Source organism: Tabrizicola sp., assembly GCF_041919135.1.
Classification (GTDB): domain Bacteria; phylum Pseudomonadota; class Alphaproteobacteria; order Rhodobacterales; family Rhodobacteraceae; genus Tabrizicola.
The window spans coordinates 1-13651 of the sequence record NZ_JAYRUJ010000018.1 but is presented as its reverse complement, the minus strand read 5'-3'; the positions used below and the strand labels follow the sequence as shown (position 1 = coordinate 13651).

The 13651-nt window shown below is 70.3% G+C and carries 16 protein-coding genes and 1 tRNA gene; 7 read left to right on the top strand and 10 right to left on the bottom strand.

The genetic code is table 11. From position 1 onward, the window contains the following. Positions 1–3 precede the first annotated feature (3 nt). Positions 4–249 carry a hypothetical protein gene (locus ACE3UA_RS13380; protein ID WP_374645903.1) on the bottom strand — a complete coding sequence of 82 codons (246 nt, stop codon included), beginning with the start codon at positions 247–249 and terminating at the stop codon, positions 4–6. 108 nt (positions 250–357) lie between these two features. Between ACE3UA_RS13380 and ACE3UA_RS13375 the strand changes: the two genes are divergently transcribed. Together ACE3UA_RS13375 and ACE3UA_RS13370 are read left to right on the top strand one after the other, a co-directional pair. After that, positions 358–654 (top strand): PRC-barrel domain-containing protein, encoded by a 297-nt coding sequence (locus ACE3UA_RS13375; RefSeq protein ID WP_374645901.1) that lies wholly within the window; start codon positions 358–360, stop codon positions 652–654. A gap of 66 nt (positions 655–720) precedes the next feature. Next, positions 721–936 carry a hypothetical protein gene (locus ACE3UA_RS13370; RefSeq protein ID WP_374645899.1) on the top strand — a complete coding sequence of 72 codons (216 nt, stop codon included), beginning with the start codon at positions 721–723 and terminating at the stop codon, positions 934–936. Positions 937–939: 3 nt separating this feature from the next. On the opposite strand, the gene ACE3UA_RS13365 is transcribed toward ACE3UA_RS13370, so the two are convergent. From ACE3UA_RS13365 to tsaD, 4 genes are read right to left on the bottom strand one after another with little or no spacing between them, the layout of a single operon-like run. Continuing rightward, entirely contained in the window at positions 940–1359 is a 420-nt protein-coding gene (locus tag ACE3UA_RS13365; protein ID WP_374645897.1) for an EVE domain-containing protein, read from the bottom strand. Next, positions 1356–1628, bottom strand: coding sequence for a YciI family protein (locus tag ACE3UA_RS13360; protein ID WP_374645895.1), 273 nt, complete (start codon positions 1626–1628; stop codon positions 1356–1358). Before ACE3UA_RS13360 ends, ACE3UA_RS13365 begins: the two co-directional genes overlap by 4 nt. A 3-nt stretch (positions 1629–1631) precedes the next feature. Beyond that, complete coding sequence (locus ACE3UA_RS13355) at positions 1632–2588, bottom strand: NAD(P)H-dependent glycerol-3-phosphate dehydrogenase (RefSeq protein WP_374645893.1); 957 nt, start codon at positions 2586–2588, stop codon at positions 1632–1634. Next, a complete protein-coding gene (gene tsaD / locus ACE3UA_RS13350; protein ID WP_374645891.1) occupies positions 2585–3670 on the bottom strand; it encodes a tRNA (adenosine(37)-N6)-threonylcarbamoyltransferase complex transferase subunit TsaD in 1086 nt (361 codons plus the stop codon). Before tsaD ends, ACE3UA_RS13355 begins: the two co-directional genes overlap by 4 nt. Before the next feature lie 71 nt (positions 3671–3741). Here tsaD and ACE3UA_RS13345 point away from each other — a divergent pair, with 71 nt between their 5' ends. The 5 genes from ACE3UA_RS13345 to ACE3UA_RS13325 all read left to right on the top strand — a co-directional run bounded on the left by ACE3UA_RS13345 (position 3742) and on the right by ACE3UA_RS13325 (position 8705). After that, positions 3742–4443 (top strand): uroporphyrinogen-III synthase, encoded by a 702-nt coding sequence (locus ACE3UA_RS13345; protein WP_374645889.1) that lies wholly within the window; start codon positions 3742–3744, stop codon positions 4441–4443. Between the two features lie 69 nt (positions 4444–4512). Continuing rightward, a complete protein-coding gene (locus ACE3UA_RS13340; protein WP_374645887.1) occupies positions 4513–5643 on the top strand; it encodes a COG4223 family protein in 1131 nt (376 codons plus the stop codon). Next, positions 5643–7103: a heme biosynthesis protein HemY gene (locus tag ACE3UA_RS13335; RefSeq protein WP_374645885.1), complete on the top strand. Its 1461-nt coding sequence runs from the start codon at positions 5643–5645 to the stop codon at positions 7101–7103. The genes ACE3UA_RS13340 and ACE3UA_RS13335 overlap by 1 nt, the downstream gene beginning before the upstream one ends. Before the next feature lie 63 nt (positions 7104–7166). After that, positions 7167–7242, top strand: a tRNA-Thr gene (locus ACE3UA_RS13330). A gap of 290 nt (positions 7243–7532) precedes the next feature. Further along, positions 7533–8705 (top strand): anaerobic sulfatase maturase, encoded by a 1173-nt coding sequence (locus ACE3UA_RS13325; RefSeq protein ID WP_374645883.1) that lies wholly within the window; start codon positions 7533–7535, stop codon positions 8703–8705. A gap of 19 nt (positions 8706–8724) precedes the next feature. On the opposite strand, the gene ACE3UA_RS13320 is transcribed toward ACE3UA_RS13325, so the two are convergent. The 5 genes from ACE3UA_RS13320 to ACE3UA_RS13300 form a co-directional block, all read right to left on the bottom strand. Further along, entirely contained in the window at positions 8725–10341 is a 1617-nt protein-coding gene (locus tag ACE3UA_RS13320; protein WP_374645881.1) for an FGGY-family carbohydrate kinase, read from the bottom strand. A 1-nt stretch (position 10342) separates the two neighbouring features. Next, entirely contained in the window at positions 10343–11065 is a 723-nt protein-coding gene (locus tag ACE3UA_RS13315; protein ID WP_374645879.1) for an SDR family oxidoreductase, read from the bottom strand. A gap of 10 nt (positions 11066–11075) precedes the next feature. Further along, positions 11076–12311, bottom strand: coding sequence for a sugar ABC transporter permease (locus ACE3UA_RS13310; protein WP_374645877.1), 1236 nt, complete (start codon positions 12309–12311; stop codon positions 11076–11078). After that, a complete protein-coding gene (locus ACE3UA_RS13305) occupies positions 12308–13117 on the bottom strand; it encodes an ATP-binding cassette domain-containing protein (RefSeq protein WP_374645875.1) in 810 nt (269 codons plus the stop codon). The genes ACE3UA_RS13310 and ACE3UA_RS13305 overlap by 4 nt, the downstream gene beginning before the upstream one ends. A 55-nt stretch (positions 13118–13172) precedes the next feature. Then, on the bottom strand, positions 13173–13651 hold a 479-nt coding region (locus ACE3UA_RS13300; RefSeq protein ID WP_374645873.1), incomplete at its 5' end, for a substrate-binding domain-containing protein.

The following is a 13651-nucleotide window of genomic DNA, read 5'->3' as shown; positions in this document are numbered from 1 at the left end:
CGCCTATTCCGGCCCGAGGTTCATCACCGCGACGCTCATCGCCAGGGTCCCGAACAGCATGGCCGCATAGGCCAGGAAGGCCAGCGTCAGGGTCGCCCCGGCTTCGGTCAGGACGACCAGCTGGCGCAGCCCCAGGACATCGCCCCACAGCAGGAGTTCGGCCAGGATCAGGCCCAGAACCGCGCCATTCGCGAAATGCCGCAGCATGAAGCGCACAAGCCTTGGCAGGGATGACAGAAGGCGTTCCACCGGGTCCTCGCTTTCCCCGACAACCGCCGGGAGCGCCGGACTGTTCCAGCAAAAGCGGGAACATCGGCCGGGCAAGCGGGTTCTGGTCCCGAAACAAGGAGAACGCTCATGGACCATTCCCGCCACACCCCGCTTGCCGCCTCGGAAATGACCGAGGCCATCCTGCGCGACTGCCCGGTCTACGACCGCGAGGACAACCGGATCGGCACCATCGGCCACCTGCACCAGGGCGCCGCCTCGACAAAGGTGGTGATCGACGTGGGCGGCTTTCTCGGCATCGGCGCAAAGCCGGTGGCGGTGGGGCTGGACCAGCTTGACCTGATGCGCGACGAAAACGGCAAGGTGCATGGCGTCAGCAACTGGACCAAGGACGAGTTGCGCGACCTGCCCGAGCATAAGGACTGAGCTTTCGGGAACATAAGGCCCCGGCCGGGGGTTTCTTCCGCCGCATCACAACCAGCGGAGACGAAGATGGGCCTGCCCGACCCCCGCCGCCAGCCGGCCACTCCCGACAGCCTGCCGGGAAATCCCGGCCCCGACCTGCCGGAAATGCCGCCCGACCTGCCGGTGCCGGAGGACGATCCCCCGCCCGGCTATCCCGACCCGATGCCCGATCCGCAGCCGGTCCCGCCGCAGGACCCGATCCCCCCGCCGCCGGGCGAGATCACCCCGCCGATCCGGGGCTGAGGTTCAGGGCTCCACCCCGCCCAGGCGGCAGATGATCTCCCATTCGGCGGCGGCCACCGGCTGGACCGACAGGCGGCTGTTGTTGACCAGCACCATCTTTTCCAGCCCCGGCGTGACCTTGCATTCCTCAAGGCTGATCGGCCGCTTCAGGGGTTTGACCGCCTTGATCCAGACGCAATCCCAGCGCGGATCGTCGGTGGTGGAATCCGGCGTGCTTTCGCGGCAGACCTCGACGATGCCGACGATCTCCTTGCCGATGTTCGAATGGTAGAAGAACCCCCGGTCGCCCAGCTTCATCGCCCGCATGTTGTTGCGCGCCTGATAGTTGCGCACCCCATGCCATTCCTCGCCCTCGTCGCCCTTGGCGACCTGATCGTCCCAGCCCCAGACGTCGGGCTCGGACTTGAACAGCCAGTAGGTCATCCGATCACCTTCTTCCATTCCTGGATCATCACCGACTGGAACAGCCCGGCCTTGGCATAGGGATCCGCCGCCGCCCAGGCATCGGCTTCGGCCTTCGATGCGACCTTCAGGATCACGAGGCTGCCGCACATCTGACCGGCGGCGTCGATGAAGGGCCCCGCCTGCTCGACCACGCCCGAGGCCTGGATATGCGCCAGATGGGCGGCGCGGTTCTCGACGCGGGTCTGCAGCGCATTGGGTTTGTCAAGGCAGATCAGGGCGTAACGCATCTCTCATTCCTGTTTCAGCGGACGGTTCATCAGATGGGCCTCGGCACTCTCCAGAGTGATCCGGCCCGAGGCGAGAGCATCGACCATGGCGGTCACGGGCATGTCGACGCCGCGTTCGGCGGCCAGCCGCACCACGGCGCGGGCGGTGGCCACGCCCTCGACCGTGACGGCGGGGTCAAAGGCCTCCTGCCGGCCAAGTGCGACGCCGAAGCGAAAGTTGCGCGACTGGCTGGAGGTGCAGGTCAGCACCAGATCGCCAAAGCCCGACAGGCCCGCCAGCGTCTCGGCCCTGGCGCCCAGGGCTTCGGCCAGCCGCACCATCTCGGCATAGCCGCGCGTCATCAGGGCCGCCCGCGCGCTGTCGCCCAGCCCCGCGCCGATCACCACGCCCGCCGCGATGGCGATGACATTCTTCAGCGCCCCGCCCAGTTCCGCGCCGCGCACGTCATCCGTGCGGTACAGCCGCAGCGTCGGCGTCGACAGCAGCTCCTGCAGCGCCGAGGCATCGGCGGTCGCGGCCAGGGTCAGCGCCGTCGGCAAGCCCCGCGCGATGTCCAGGGCAAAGCTCGGCCCGGTCAGGATCGCCGCCTCGGCGCCGGGACGCCGGGCAAGGATCATCTCGACCGGGCCCAGAAGGCTGGCAAGGTCCACGCCCTTGCAGCAGGCGACCAGCGGCTGGCGCGCCTCGATCTGCGGCCACAGGTCCAGAAGCCCGCCCAAGGCCTGCATCGGCACCGCAAGCAGCAGGGCATCGCCGCCCAGCACCGCCTCGATCTCCGCCGCGACCGCAAGGGTCTCCGGCAGCATCACCCCCGGCAAGGCCCGGGCGTTCTGTCGCGCCGTCTGCATCGCGCGCACCTGCGCCGGATCGCGCGCCCAAAGCCGCACCTCGCGCCCGCCCTTCGCCAGCGCCACCGCCAGTGCCGTCCCGAAGGCCCCCGCCCCGACAATTCCGATCACGCCTTGGCCCCCTTCCTGCCCGAGCCCAGCAGCGCCGGCGCCGTCTCGTCCAGCGGCCAGCGCGGACGGGCCGCGAAATCGGGCGGCGTCTCCAGCCCGGCCCGCCGCCGCTCGATCCCCGCCCAGGCGATCATCGCCGCATTGTCGGTGCACAGCCGCAGGGGCGGGGCCAGGAACGGCACCCCGGCGCGCTCCGCCACCGCCTCCAGCCGCGCCCGGATCGCCTTGTTCGCGGCCACCCCGCCGGCCACGCACAGCGCCGTGGGCCGGGCCTCGCACAGCTCCAGCGCCCGCGCGGTCTTGACCGCCAGCACCTCGGCCACCGCCGCCTGGAACCCGGCGCACAGATCGCGGCGGTCCTGCAGCGTGATCCCGCCCTTTTCCGCCACCAGCGCATCCCGCGCCCGCAGCAGCGCGGTCTTCAGGCCCGAGAAGGACATGTCGCAGCCCTCGCGGTCCAGAAGCGGCCGGGGAAAGCGGAACCGGCCCGGATCGCCCAGCGCCGCCTCGGCCTCGACCGAGGGGCCACCGGGCTGCGGCAGGGCCAGAAGCTTCGCCGTCTTGTCGAAGGCCTCGCCCGGGGCATCGTCGATCGTGCCGCCCAGGCGGCGGAAACGGTCCACGCCCTCAACCGCAAGGAACTGGCAATGACCGCCCGAGACCAGCAGCATCAGATAGGGAAAGCCGACGCCATCGGTCAGCCGGGGTGTCAGCGCATGGCCCGCAAGGTGGTTCACCGCGACCAGGGGCAGGCCCGTCGCCGCCGCCAACCCGCGCGCCAGCATCACACCAGAGAGGACGCCGCCGATCAGCCCCGGCCCCGCCGTCACCGCGATCCCGTCCAGCCCGGCCAGCGGCACCCCGGCCGCCGCCAGCGCCTCGGCCACCACGCCATCCAGCCGCTCGGCATGGGCGCGGGCGGCGATCTCGGGAACCACGCCGCCGAATGCCTCGTGCAGCGCGGTCTGGCCCAGCACGACCGAGGACAGGATCTCCGGCCCGGCCCCGCCCAGCCGCACCACCGCTGCGGCGGTATCGTCGCAGCTTGATTCGATACCGAGGAGGGTCAGGGTCCGGGCCATGGCCGCCGTTGCGAAAGGGGTCAGGGGCAGGTAACACCATGGGCATGGCGATACAATCCAGAGTCGTGCCGGTGCTCCTGACCCGGCCCGAGGAACAGTCCAGAAGCTTTGCCGCCGCCCTGCGCGGCCGCTACGGTGACAGGGTGCGGCCGGTCCTCTCGCCGTTGATGCGGCCGGTGAACCTTTCGCCCGACCTTCCCCCCGGTCCCTTCGCGGCGGTGATCTTCACCTCGTTGCAAGGGGTGGCGGCGGCCCTGCCCTATCGCGCCGCGCTGCCGCGCCTCGCCTGGTGCGTCGGGGGCCGGACGGCGCAAGAGGCGCAGGCGGCGGGCTTCCAGACCCGCGCGGCCGAGGGCGATGCCGAGTCGCTGATCGCCGCGATCCTGGCCGACCCGCCCCCCGGCCGGCTCCTCCACCTGCGCGGCGCGGACTCGCGCGGCAACGTGGCCCCGCGGCTTGCGGCCGCGGGTGTCCCGGCCGAGGCCACCGTCATCTACCGGCAGGAGGCGCAGCCCCTCGCCCCGGCGGCGGCGGAACTGCTGCGGAGGCCTGGCGTTGTGGTCGTGCCGCTGTTCTCGCCCCGCAGCGCGGCGCTGTTCCGGGCCGCCCTGCCGCCGGACCATGCCGCCGACCTCGGCCTGGTGGCGATGAGCCGGAACGTGGCCGATGAGCTGCAGGGCCTGACGGGGCGGATGGTGGTGGCCCGGCGGCCGGATGCCGAGGCGATGCTTCAGGGTCTGGACGAGCTGATTGCCGCAGCCCCGCCGCCTTGAGCGCCGCCGCCTTGAACGCCCCTGCGGCGAGTGCTTAGGTGGGAAGGAATTGGTGAAAGGGCCGCTGCCATGGCAAGACGCAAGGATCCCCTGACCGAGGCAGAGGCCGAAGCCGCAGCCGACACCCCGGCCGAGGCGGCGGCGGAAAGCCCCTCCCTGCCCCCCGATGCCCTGCCTGCGGACGCCCTGGCCGCCGAGGTCCTGCCGCATCCGGATTCCGCACCCGCCGACCCCGCGGCCGTTCCGCCGCCATCCCCGCCGCCCCGGCGCGGTCCCGGCATCCTCGGCCCCCTGCTTGGCGGCGCCCTGGCGGCGCTGGGGGGCTTTGCGCTCTCGCATTACAACGTCTTCGGCCTTGTCCCGCCGCCCACGCCGCCCGCCGATCTCGCCCCCCTGGCCCAGGCCGACCAGGACCAGGCCGCCGCCCTCGCCGCGCTCCGCTCCGAGGTCGGGACGGTCGCCACCCGCCTTGCCGCGCTGGAAGGCGCACCCGCGTCCCAGCCCGATACCGCGCGGCTGGACGATCTGGACCAGCGCCTTGCCGCGATCGAGAGCCTGCCCCAGGACGGTGATGCCGGCACCGCCGCCCTGGCCGCGCGCCTCGCCAAGCTGGAGCAGCAGCTCTCCGCCCAGCCCGCCGCCGCCGATCAGGCCGAGGTCGACGCCGCCCTCGCCCGCCTGGCCGAGGCCGAAGCCGAGGCTTCCCGCCGCGCCGAGGAGGCGACAGCCGCAGCCGAAGCGGCGGCGCACAAGGCCCGGCTCGACCAGCTGCGCGAGGCGGTGGCCTCCGGCGTCCCCTTCGAGGCCGAGCTTGCCGCGCTGAACGATCCCGACCTCGCCGCCAGCCTTTCGCCCCATGCCGCCGGGATCGCGACCCTCGCCGCGCTGCAGGCAGACTTCCCCGAGGCCGCGCGGCAGGCGCTGCAACTCGCCCGCGCCAACGCCCCGGATACCGGCTGGGGGGCGCGGCTGACCGATTTCCTCGCCGCCCAGACCGGCGCGCGCTCCCTCACCCCGCGCGAAGGCGACGACCCCGACGCCGTGCTCTCCCGCGCCGAATTCGCCTTGTCCGAGGGCCGCCTTGCCGACGCCCTGGCCGAGGTGAAGACCCTGCCCGAACCGATCCGCGCGCCCCTCGCCGACTGGAGCGCCCGGGCCGAGGCGCGGCTGACCGTTCTTGCCGCGCTGGAGGGCAAGTGATGCTGGTATCGCTGACCAAGGTCATCCTGTTCATCGCCCTCGTCGCCGCCCTGGCCATCGGGGCCGGGATCCTTGCCGAAACCGGCGGCGCCATGCGCATCACCGTCGCCGGGTGGGAGTTCACCATCGGCCCGGTCCAGGCCGTCATCCTTGCCGTCCTCCTGTTGCTGGCCGTCTGGCTGGCGCTGCGGATCCTTGGCCTTCTGGGCGCGGTGATCCGCTTCCTGAACGGCGACGAGACCGCGATTTCCCGCTATTTCGACCGCAACCGCGAGCGCAAGGGCTATCGCGCCCTGTCCGAGGCGATGCTGGCCCTCGCCTCGGGCGAGCCGCGCCAGGCCCTGTTCCGCGCCCGCAGCGCCGAGCGCCTGCTGCGCAAGCCCGAACTCACCACGCTCCTGATCGCCCAGGCGGCCGAGGCGGCGGGCGAGCGGAAAGAGGCGACCGAGGCCTACAAGGCGCTGCTGGCCCAGGACGCGACCCGCTTCGTCGGCGTGCGCGGCCTGATGCAGCAGAAACTGGCCGAGGGCGACCGCGAACTGGCCCTGAAACTGGCCGAAAAGGCGTTCCAGCTCCGCCCGCGCCATGCCGAGACGCAGGACATCCTGCTCAAGCTGCAATCCGACGCCGGCGACTGGTCCGGGGCACGGGCGACGCTGGGCGCGAAGCTCAAGGCCGGCACCCTGCCCAAGGACGTCTACCGCCGCCGCGACGCAGTGCTGGCGCTGCAACAGGCGCGCAGCGTGATCGACGAAAGCGCCAGCATCGAGGCCCGTGAAGCCGCCATCGAGGCGAACCGGCTTTCGCCGGATCTGGTCCCCGCCGCCGCCATGGCCGCCCGGGGCTATGTCGGCAAGGGCGAACACCGCAACGCCACCCGCGTCCTGAAGAAGGCCTGGGAGGTCATGCCCCACCCCGACCTCGCCGCCGCCTTCGCCGCGATCGAGCCGCAGGAAACGCCGCAAGAGCGCCTGAAACGCTTCCGCACCCTGACCGCGCTGCACCCCGACCACGACGAGACGCGGATGCTCCTGGCCGAGCTTCTGGTCGCGGCCGAGGATTTCCCCGAGGCCCGCCGCGCGCTTGGCGACGTGCCGACGCGCCATCCGACCCAGCGGTCGCTGGCGATCCTCGCCTCGATCGCGCGCGGCGAAGGGGCCGAGGATGCCGCCGTGCGCGAACTGGTGGCCAAGGCCATCGCCGCCCCGCGCGGGCCGCAATGGGTCTGCGACCATTGCCACGCGATCCATGACGGCTGGCAGCCGGTCTGCGACAATTGCGGCAGCTTCGACACCCTCTCCTGGCGCGAGCCCCCGGCGACCGCCGCCGCCTCTCCTGCCCTGGCCGAGCTTCTGCCCCTGATCGAGCCCCGCCCCGAGCCGGAGCCCGAAGCCCTGCCCCCGCCGGAGGAACCCGAGGAACAGCCGCCCCTGGACGAGATCGCCCGCCGCGCGACCTGACGGGCGCAAATTGGGGCTACACAGTCGCGGCAGCCGGTGCTAATAGCCGGGCCATGGAAGCGTGCCGGTGTAGCTCAGCTGGTAGAGCACGTCATTCGTAATGATGGGGTCGGGGGTTCGAGTCCCTTCACCGGCACCACGCTTCCCAGATTCACCCAGGTTATCCAAGGATTTGCAAGCCAGCGCCCGCAGGCCCCGATGCGGCGGGCCGCCCGTCTGGCCCCGAGAAGGCGTATGCGGCGTGAAGCCGCAGGTTCTGAACAAGATCCATCTTCACATGGCGCTTCATCCGGCCTGATATGATGCTGCAATACACTCTCCCCCGGGACTACCAGCCCCTGCAACGGGCGAGCGAGCGTTGCGCAACCACATGGACCTGAACCTGCCGGAGGAGAGCAGGCGATTTCCCCGCGGGGACCAGCCGACACCATGACCGCCACCCCGTATCACCTGATGACCAAGCCGGTCGGGCCGCGCTGCAACATAGACTGCAGCTATTGCTACTATATCGAGAAGGAAGCGCAGTACCCGGCCGAGCGGAAATTCCGCATGTCGGAGACGACGCTGGACCGCTATGTCCGCGCGCATATCGCGACCACGCTCGAGGCGGGGCAGGCCGAGGTCCACTTCGCCTGGCAGGGAGGAGAGCCCACGCTGCTTGGCCTGGATTACTTCCGCCGGATCGTCGAACTGCAAGCCAGGCATCGCCCGGACGGTGTCAGGATCACCAACAGCATCCAGACCAACGGCACCCTCCTGGACGCGGATTGGGCGGCCTTTCTGGCCGCGCAGGATTTCCTGGTGGGCCTCAGCGTCGATGGCCCGCGGCAGAAGCACGACCACTACCGCAGGGACCGCGCCGGCCGGCCCACCTTCGACATGGTGATGCGGGGGCTGGACCACCTGCGCGCCGCCGGGGTCGAGTTCAACATCCTGACGACGGTGCACCACGCCAATGTCCATCGCGGCAAGGAGCTTTACCGTTTCCTGCGCGATCTCGGCTCGCCCTATCTGCAATTCATCCCGATCGTCGAACGCGCCAGCGGCAACCGGATGGCCGCCCCGCCGCAGATCGAAACCGGCCCCGACCTCCCCCTCGCCCCGTGGAGCGTCGCCCCCAGGGCCTATGGCAAGTTCCTCTGTGACATCTTCGACATCTGGTATCGCCAGGACGTCGGCCGCGTCTTCGTGCAGTTCATCGAGACGCAACTGGCGCTTTGGGCGGGCTTGCCTTCGACGCTGTGCCTCTTCGCCGAAACCTGCGGCAACGCGCTGGCGCTGGAGCATAACGGCGACGTCTATGCCTGCGACCACTTCGTCTATCCGCCCTACCGGATCGGAAACATCGCGGAAACGCCCCTGCGCGATCTGGTCTGGTCCGAGAAGGCGCGGGCCTTCGGCCAGGACAAGGCGGACAGCCTGACGGCCGAATGCCGGAAATGCCCATTTCTCTTTGCCTGCAACGGCGGCTGTCCGAAACATCGGTTCCTCGGGTCAGGCGACGGCCCGAAGAACTATCTTTGCGAGGCCTATAGGATGTTCTTCCAGCACGCTGGCCCCCGCATGCGGATGCTGGTGGCCATGCACCGCAGCCGGTCATGATTTGCCTTCGCGGGTGGGCCTAACGCGATCGAAGGTTCCCCCGCAGCACCCGCGCGGTGTGCTGGAACGCCGAGAAGGCTTCGTAGCGGACGGCATGAAGCCGTGCCGGATCGCCGCTTGCCGGCAGGAAGACCCTGGCGCTTCCCGACATCGCCGCCATGGCCTCGGCGGCGGTCCGGTATAGGCCCGAAGCGGTGGCGGCAAGCATGGCCGAGCCAAGAAGCACCGGCTCGGGCGCGGCGGGAAGGGCAACCGGGCGGGCGGCGCTGTCGGCGAGGATCTGGCAGGACAGCGGGCTTTGCGCCGCGCCGCCGCTGGCGATGATCGTGTCGATCCCGATCCCCTTGTCGGCGAAACGGTCGAGAAGCTGCCGCAGCCCATAGCCGATGCCCGAGAGTCCGGCGAGATAAAGCTGCGCCAGGCTGTCGATCCCGCGATCGAGGCCAAGCCCCGAGATGACCGCCCGCGCGTCCGGCTCGGCGAAGGGCGAGCGGTTGCCGATGAACTCGGGCACGACGATGATCTCGGCGGCGGCGCGGATCGTGTCCGACAGGGTCGGGGCCAGGGTTGCGGCATGGGCGGCGACATGGGCGATGAGGGAGAGGCCGCGCGTCCCGGCCTCGGCGGCTAGGGCGGGGGCATCGCGGTGCAGGTGGACGAGGTGGTCCAGCGCCGCCCCGGCGGCGGACTGGCCGCCCTCGTTCAGCCAGAGGCCCGGCAGCATGGCGTCGAAATACGGCCCCCAGACGCCGGGGACCGGGGTGGCCGCCTGCGTCGAGGCCATGGAGCAGGCCGAGGTGCCGAAGATATAGGCAAGGCGGCGGGTGGGGTCCCCGGCCGTCTCCATCCGGACGCCAAGCGTGCCAAGCCCCCCGGCATGGGCGTCGATCAGCGCGGCGGCGACCGTTACCCCGGCGGGCAGGCCGAGATCGGCGGCGGCGGTTGCCCTGAGGCCCCCCAGCGGGGTGCCCGGCGGAACGACCTCGGTCCCGATGCGCCGGAAGTCCTCGTCGGCCAGGGCGCCCAGACCGATGGCGCGGAAATAGCCCGGATCCCAGCGGCCCTCATGCGCAAGATAGGTCCATTTGCAGGTGACCGTGCAGGAGGACCGCGCCAGGCGGCCCGTCGCGCGCCAGGTCAGGTAGTCCGACAGGTCGAAGAAATGCGCGGCTTTGGCAAAGCTGTCGGGCAGGTGGCGGGAAAGCCAGAGAAGTTTCGGCGTCTCCATCTCCGGCGAGATGCGGCCGCCGACGTAATCCAGCACGGCATGGTCGCCCGCGTTGATCTCCTCGGCCTCGGCCTGCGCGCGGTGGTCCATCCAGACGATGACGTTGCGCGCCGGGTCGCCGGAGGGGCCGACGGGGATGCCCTCGCCCTCGGGTCCCACGGCGACCAGCGAACAGGTGGCGTCGAAGCCGATGCCCTTGATCGACTGCGGGTCGATGCCGGAGGCGCTCACAGCCTCGCGCACCGCCGAACAGACCGCCTGCCAGATCTGGTCGGAGGATTGCTCGACGATCTCACCCGGCTCCTGCCACATGGTGACGGGGCGCTTGCCCACGCCCAGCAAGCGGCCCTCGGCGTCGAACACCCCCGCCCGCGCCGATCCGGTTCCGACATCGACCCCGATCAGCATCTCAGAGGTCCACCGTATTGGGCAGGATCACCAGGTCCCGCACCACCACGCCCTTGCGGCGGGTCAGCATGAACAGCACCGCCTCGGCCACCTCCGTGGGCTGCATCAGGCTGCCGTTGGCCAGGGCTTCCTCCATCTTCGCCTTGGGCCAGTCGTCCAGCAGCGCCGTGACCACCGGGCCGGGCAGGACCGAACCGACGCGGATGCCGTGGGGGGCAAGCTGGCGGCGGATCGTATGGGCAAAGGCCTGCACGGCGAATTTCGAGGCGGTGTAGATCGGTTCCCACACCACGGGCACGACACCGGCGATGGAAGAGGTCAGCACGATGTCACCCGTCTTCCGCTCGATCATGTGGGGGAGCACCGCATGGATCGAGCGGAAGGCCGCGTTGATGTTGAGGTTGAGCATCCGGTCCCAGGCATCGGGATCGCCGTCCTGCACCGGCCCGCCGACATAGGCCCCCGCATTGGCGTGGAAGATGTCGAGCTGGCCGACGAGCGCCAGGATGCGGGGCAGCATCCCGCTGACCTGCGCGCCATCGAGGAGATCGACCACCAGAGGCATCGCCTGCGGTCCCAGTTCCTCGCACAGGGCTTGCAGCCGGTCCCCCGCGCGGTCGATCAGCACGACCCTTGCCCCTTCCGCCAGCATGGCGCGGGCACATTCGAGGCCGATCCCCGAGGCCGCGCCGGTGATCGCGGCCGTTTTACCGTTCAGTCTCATCTCGGTCTCCTTACCCCCGGCCATGGCTGACGCGCGACTGGCGGGCCAGGCTGTCGACGATCACGGCGACGGCAAGCACGCCCCCGGTGATCATGTAGCGCAGGGATGACGACAGGTTCAGCAGCGTCAGCCCGTTGGAAATCGCCTGGATCACGATGATCCCCAGCACCGCCGACCAGGCGGAGCCACGCCCGCCGAACAGGCTGGTGCCGCCGATCACCGCCGCCGCGATGGCGTTCAGGTTCACGTCGCCGGTGCCCGCCTGCTGGCTGGAGGAGGCGAGGCGCGAGGCCGAGAGGATGCCGCCCAGGGCCGCGAGCGTGGAGCAGAGCATGAAGGCCGAGAGATAGATGCGGCGGACATTGATCCCCGATCGCCGCGCGGCCTCCTTGTTGCCGCCGACGGCGAACATCGACCGGCCCCATTGGGTGCGGGTCAGGCCGTAGTTCAGGATCACGGCCAGAAGGACGAAAAGGCCGAACATCACCGGCACGCCGCGCCCGAGGTGCAGATAGTAGATCGCGCCCTCCAGCGCCACGGTCAGCGCGACGGCCTTGAGGACAAGCCGGGTGAGCGGCTGAGAGGACAGGCCCGCCGCCTGGCGCTGCTTCATCACCGACAGGCCGACCCAGACCATCACCGCGCCCGGCAGCAGGCCCAGCAGATAGGAAAGCCAGGCAGGCAGGATCCACAGCTGCCCGAAGCCCACCAGCGGCGAGGCGAAGGGCAGGTTGATCGAGCCGGTCGGGCCGAGGATGTAGAGCTGGAGCCCGAGGATGGCGAGAAGGCCCGAGAGGGTGGAGACGAAGCTGGGCATCCCGAGCCGGTTGTAAAGCACCGCATAGACCGCGCCGATCAGCGCGCCGGTGGCCAGTGCCGCAAGAATGGCGAGGGGCAGCGAGACACCCGCGTTGACCCAGAGGACGCCGATCATGGCCGAGGCAAGCCCGCTCATCGAGCCGACGGAGAGGTCGATCTCGCCCAGCATCAGCACACAGACGATACCCAGGGAGATGACGCCCACGGTGGCGCAGTCGAAAAGAAGGTTGACGAGGTTGTTCGGCGCCAGGAACACCGGGTTCAGCATTGAAAACACGGTGGAAATCAGCACCAGCCCGATGATGACCGGCAGCATCCCCAGGTCGCCCGACCGCAGCCGGTCGGTGAAATCCTTCAGCGCGCCGGTCAGGCTGTCGTCGTGCCGGACGCGGGCGTCGGCGCGGTCGAGGGTGGGTTTGTCGCTCATGCCGGGGTCCCCCCTGCTTCGGCGGCCAGCCGTTCCTGCCGCCGCGAGACGGCATTCTCGCTGGCCCCGGTGATCGCGGCGACCAGGTCCTGATGCGAGGTCTCGGCGGTGAAGACGCCGTTGTTCCGGCCGAGCCGCAGCACGACGATCCGGTCGGCCACGGCGCGGACGTCTTCCATGTTGTGACTGATGATGATGACGCCCAGGCCCCGGTCGCGGACGCGCTCGATCAGGTTCAGCACCTCCGCCGTCTGCGCGACGCCCAGCGCGGCGGTCGGCTCGTCCAGCATGATGATGCGGGGATCAAGCAGCAGGGAGCGGGCGATGGCGACGGTCTGCCGCTGGCCGCCCGACAGTGAGGCGACGGGTTCACGGACCGAAGGGATGCGCGCGGCCAGTTCCTTGAGGAGCGTCCAGGCCCGGACCTCCATCTGCACCTCGTCCAGTCGCCAGGGCGAAAGCTCATGGCCCAGGAACAGGTTCGCCACCACGTCGAGGTTCTCGCACAGCGCGAGGTCCTGGAAGACGGTGGCGATCCCCATCTCCAGCGCCGTCGCAGGCGTGTCCAGGGTCACCGGGCGGCCCATGTATTCGATGGCGCCCTCGGTCGGCTGGTGGACGCCCGCCAGCACCTTGACCAGCGTGGACTTGCCCGCGCCATTGTCGCCGACCAGCGCCACCACCTCGCCCGCGTGGACGTCAAGCTCGATGTCGGTCAGCGCCGAGACCGCGCCGAAGCGTTTCGAGACGCCCCGGAGCGAGAGGATGCGCTCGCCCTTGGCGGGCAGCCGTTCGCGTGCCTGCATGTTCATTTCCCCCATGTGGTGCCCGGCCCCCGAAGGGACCGGGCGGTATCATGGCTTACTGGGTGATCCCCAGCGCCTTGCAACCTTCGGCATATTCGCCGGTGCAGATTTCCTCGGGCGTGTTGATGCCCTTGTCGAAGATCTCCGCCTTGATGTTCTCGGCCGTCACCACCGCCGGGACGAAAAGCTCGGACGGCGTGTCGTAGAGGGTGGTCTTCGCCTCGGGCGTCTCGCCCTTGAGGAAGGCCACCGCGACATTGGCTGCCGCCGCCGCCACGATCTCCGAAGGCTTGGAGATGGTGTTGTACTGGTCGCCCGAGATGATCAGTTGCAGCGCCGCGATGGTCGCGTCATTGCCCGTGACCGGCGGAACCGGATCGACGCCCGCCGCCTTGAAGGCCGCGATCGCGCCGCCGCCGGTGCCGTCATTCGCGGCGACCACGCCGACGATCTCGGCCCCGAAGCGGGTGATCTGGCCCGCCGCCCATTGCTGGGCTTCCGGCGGGGCCCAGTCCGGCGTGTCGAACTCGGCCA